Raw genomic sequence first — 4,285 nt, 5'->3', positions numbered from 1 at the left:
TGAGGTTCCGGCAGGGCGGCCTCGTCAGATCAGGACCCGTATGGTCTTCGGCGTGGACGCTCGGGGACGACGGACCGACACGACGAGGATCTTGGGCACCATCGCGCTGCTCGTCGGCCTGCTGATCTCGGTCATCGGACTGGTCACGGACGGCACGCCCGCCAAGGGCTACGTCTTCGCGGGCCTGCTCGTGATCACCGGAATCGGCCTCCGGCTGGAAGCAGCAATCACCGACCGTCGCTGACAGCGGTGTTCTGGCCGGCCACGATCTTCCAGGTGCCGTCGGTCCGGGACCACAGGTAGCTCGGGCTTCCCGCGCCGTCCTCAGCGAGAGGCTTTCCGGCCGCGTCGAGGTACTGCTGGCGGACGCCGGTCAGGGCCACGTCGGGCGTGATGAAGGCGATGTGCTCGACCTCGTAGGTCACCGAACCGCCGGCCATGGCTCCGGGCAGGACGCGGCGGGTGAACTCGCTGATCTCCTCGAGGCCGATGAGGCGCCTGCCCGCGCCGTTCACCCAGACCGCGGTCGGTGCGAACAGCGAGAGGAAGCCCTCGACGTCTTCCTGCTGCTGAGCCCGTTCGATCTCGGCCACGAGGGCGATGAGGTTGTGCCGGTCCTGCTCGGGGGCGGATACGGGAGTGAAAGTCGCAGTCATCGGCTGACGGTAAAACCGGAACTCGGCTTCAGGTCAAACTTGCCGCGGCAGGCCGGCCGCGCCGGACATGGCGGTGGCCCAGCGGATCATGGCGGAGCCGGGGATGGAGACGGCGCCGGCGGCGACTGAGCCGGCCGTCCTGCATCCTGGAGCAGCGGCTCTGCCCGGGCGTAGCAATGAGCGGCGTCCCTCTGCAGGACGCCGCTGCGATATTTCCTGCTCATCGTGGGTGATGAGCGTGCGGATACGGCGATGGCGGCCGGATGGCCGCCATTCGTCGCCGCTGGTTGTCCGGGCTAGCGGTGGCCCTCGGGACGCTGACGCCAGCGGTCCTCGAGCCGGTCGATGAAGCCCGCTTTCCGGGTCGAGCGGGTGCGGCGGGTCGCGGTGCCACCGACGGCGTGCAGGTCAGGGGCCTGACCCTTCCGCCGGCTCTGCATCCCGAACGCGGCCGCGGCCAGCATGACCACGAATCCCGCCACGCCGAGCAGCGTGTTGCTGCTCACCGTGCCGTAGACAACCAACGCCAGACCAGCGACGATCACGAACGCGGCGACGACGAGTCGGCGCCGGGCGTGGAAACGCGGGTCGCTGGCCCGCACAGCCGAGGCGAATTTGGGGTCCTCGGCAAGCGACTGCTCGATCTGATCGAACAGCCGCTGCTCGTGCTCCGAGAGCGGCACGGCATTCCTCCCCGGGCGCATGTCCGGCCCCCCGGCGGTGGTGCAGGCGGGCCGATGGTGCGAGACAGCCGACCGGCTGCCTTACCGCAAGTCTACGAGGGCGTCGGCGGGTCGGAAAGCGGGACGACCGTCGAGTGCGGGTGATTTTCGGTTCGGCGATGATCGGTTTGTCCCAAAAGACTGGCCGGTCCGACGATGGAGCGGCCGAAACGGGCCGCCAGCGCGTCCGTCGCGGCCTCCGCCTCGCGCCAGCCGCGCTCCGGCTCCCCCAGCGTGAGCTGCCGTGATGTGGTCGCGGCGGCGCTGAGTCCCTCGACCCGGACGCCGACGAGGCGGATCGGCTCGGCGACCCGCAGCGCCTCGAAGAGCGTCCAGGAAGTCGCAAAAATCTCCCGGGCCACATCGGTGCCCGTCGGCATCGTGCGGGACCGGTTGACCGTCCGGAAGTCGGCCACCCGGATCTTGATCGTGACGGTCCGCCCCACGTGCCCGGCGGCGCGCAGCCGCGCGCCGACCTTGTCGGCCAGGGCCAGCAGGCTGCGCCGGATCGTCACCGGGTCGGTGACGTCGGTGTCGTACGTCATCTCGGCGCCGATCGACTTGTCCACGTGCTCGGCCACCACCCGGCGGCTGTCCCGCCCCCAGGCCAGCTCGTGCAGGTGCGCGGCGGACGCCTCCCCGAGTGCGGAACGCAGCATGCCCAGTGGCGCGGCGGCCAGGTCACCGACCGTCATCAGGCCGAGCCGGTGCAGCGTCTCGGCGGCCTTCTCCCCGACGCCCCACAGCGCGTCGACGGGCAGCGGGTGCAGGAAGTCGAGCACCTGGCCGGTCGGCACGACGATCACACCGTCGGGCTTGGCCCGGGTGGAGCCCAGTTTGGCCACGAACTTGCTCGGCGCGACCCCGACCGAGCAGGTCAGCCGCTGCTCCTCGGCGATCCGGGCACGGATGTCCCGGGCGATGATTGCCGGCCGGCCGAGCAGCCGCTGGGCGCCGGCCACGTCGAGGAAGGCCTCGTCCAGGGAGAGCGGCTCGACCAGCGGCGTGACATCCCGGAAGATCCGCATGACGGCGGTGGAGGCAGCCGAATACTCGGTGAAGTCGGGTGGCAGGAAGACCGCGTGCGGGCACAGGGCGCGGGCGCGCATGGCCGGCATCGCGCTGCGGACGCCGAAGCGGCGGGCCTCGTAGCTGGCCGAGCTGACCACGCCGCGGGGGCCCAGACCGCCCACGATGACCGCCTTGCCGCGCAGCTCAGGGCGGCGCCGGACCTCGACGGCGGCGAAGAACGCGTCCATGTCGACGTGCAGGATGGTGCAGCCCGCGTCGTCGGCCTCCGGCCCGAACCGCGGATCACGCCCCCGGCCGATGGCCTGACTTCGTCCCACGAACGGAACGCTATCTGCGGGGTACGACAAAAGCCGGACGAGAGGCATGGCAGGAAGCAGGCTCAGCCAGGCGACGGACGAGCGAAAGCCGAGGTCAGCGCACGATCAGCAGCGGGATGGTCATCTCGGCCGCGGTCACCGACCCGTGGTACGCGACCAGCTGCCCCACCGCCGGCGGCTCCCACCCACTGGCCACGATCACCGTCCGCCCCTGGCAGATCACCACGACGTCACCGATCCGGCTCTCGTGCTCTGGCGGCACCGGCCCGTACCAGCCGCCCGCGATCGCCTCCTCGCGCGTCAGCACCCAGGCCTTGTCCCCCAGCACCCCGCGCCACGCGGCGATCACGTCGTCGCGGGCGCCGTCCTCCACGTACAGGTAGCGGACCCGGGGTTCACCGGCGACCGCGACGATCCCGGCCGCCAGCACCGGGTCCCGGCCCAGGTCGATGCGGCCCTCGGCGGGCACGTTGAGCTGGCCGTGGTCGGCCGTGACCAGCAGCGCCGCGCCTTCCGGCAGTCCGTCGGCGAGCCGGGTCACGAGCCGGCCGACCTCCCGGGCCGCTTCCTGCCAGGGCGGCGAGTCGACCCCGGTGCCGTGCCCGTGGTGATCGAGGTCCGGGTGGTAGCCGTAGACCAGGCCGGGCCGGGACAGGGCCGCCAGCATGCGGTCGGACAGGGCGAGCGGGTCCGCGGCGCCGGAGAAGGTGGCTCCCCGGTTGGCTGCCACGGTGAGGCCGGTGCCCTCGAACTCCGGCCGGGTCACCTGGGTGACGGGCAGGCCGGCCGCCATCGCCGTCTCGAAGCGGGTCGGTTGCGGCTGCCATTTGGCCGGGTCGGGGTCGTCGCCCCACCTGATGTGGTTGAGGATGCCGCCGTCGGGCTTGCGCAGCGTGAAGCCGAGGATGCCGTGCGCGCCGGGCAGTGCTCCGGTGCCCAGGGTGACCAGGCTGACCGGGGTCGTGGAGGGAAAACCCGAGGTCAGGGCCCGGGCGGGCAGCTCACCCAGGATCGGGGCGCAGGCCGCGGCGACCGGCATCTGGTACGTGCCCAGCCCATCGACCAGCAGCACCGCGATCCGGTCCACGCCGTCGAGCTCGGCGCCCAGCCCCAGCACATCCGTGGCACCGGGCACGCCGAGCACCGCGGAGACACTGGGCATCAGGTCGGCCAGGCTGGCGCTGCCGTACGCGGGCCGGACCGGGGTGAAGGCTTCCGGGGGCAGCTGATCGGTCATGGGCGCCGCGCGAAGAGGTGCAGCTGGGAGGCGATGTCGCGGAACGGCGGGCGGGCGGCCAGGGCCAGTTCCAGCTCCAGCATCGCCTGCGGGTCCGCCTCGACCACGGCGGCCGGGACGAGGTCGGCGAGTACGCGTACCCCGTGGATCTCCTCGACCGTGAGGCCCGCCGCGCTCAGCAGCGACGACGCGGTCTCCGCGTCGTAGCGCCGGCGCAGGGTGTCGCGGGTGCCGGCGCGACCCTCGTCGTCGCCGAACAGCGCGGCCGCCGCAGCGATGTGGCCGTTGACCGCGCGGCCCAGCACGGCTGCCCCCCGGCCC

At 72.3% G+C, this 4,285-nt stretch carries 5 protein-coding genes and 1 pseudogene; 1 reads left to right on the top strand and 5 read right to left on the bottom strand.

Translation table 11 applies throughout. From position 1 onward, the window contains the following. Positions 1-244, top strand: a 244-nt coding sequence (locus AB0C29_RS36155) for a hypothetical protein (RefSeq protein WP_360830145.1), incomplete at its 5' end; no start/stop codon positions are given. Here AB0C29_RS36155 and AB0C29_RS36150 read toward each other — a convergent pair. The 5 genes and pseudogenes from AB0C29_RS36150 to AB0C29_RS36130 form a co-directional block, all read right to left on the bottom strand. After that, positions 228-656, bottom strand: a complete 429-nt coding sequence (locus AB0C29_RS36150) for an SgcJ/EcaC family oxidoreductase (RefSeq protein WP_360830143.1) — start codon at positions 654-656, stop codon at positions 228-230. The two genes, AB0C29_RS36155 and AB0C29_RS36150, sit on opposite strands and share 17 nt — an antisense overlap. Before the next feature lie 296 nt (positions 657-952). Further along, positions 953-1,339, bottom strand: a complete 387-nt coding sequence (locus AB0C29_RS36145; RefSeq protein WP_212993889.1) for a DUF3040 domain-containing protein — start codon at positions 1,337-1,339, stop codon at positions 953-955. 92 nt (positions 1,340-1,431) lie between these two features. Beyond that, positions 1,432-2,727 carry a DNA polymerase IV gene (locus AB0C29_RS36140; RefSeq protein ID WP_360830141.1) on the bottom strand — a complete coding sequence of 432 codons (1,296 nt, stop codon included), beginning with the start codon at positions 2,725-2,727 and terminating at the stop codon, positions 1,432-1,434. A gap of 94 nt (positions 2,728-2,821) precedes the next feature. Continuing rightward, entirely contained in the window at positions 2,822-3,964 is a 1,143-nt protein-coding gene (locus AB0C29_RS36135) for a nucleotide pyrophosphatase/phosphodiesterase family protein (RefSeq protein ID WP_360830138.1), read from the bottom strand. Then, positions 3,961-4,285, bottom strand: a pseudogene (locus tag AB0C29_RS36130) (SAM-dependent methyltransferase); the annotation flags it as partial. The gene AB0C29_RS36135 and the pseudogene AB0C29_RS36130, both read right to left, overlap by 4 nt.

Origin of the sequence: Actinoplanes sp. NPDC048791 (assembly GCF_040650095.1) — a bacterium.
Lineage (GTDB): Bacteria > Actinomycetota > Actinomycetes > Mycobacteriales > Micromonosporaceae > Actinoplanes.
This window is presented reverse-complemented; position numbering and strand designations above follow the sequence as displayed.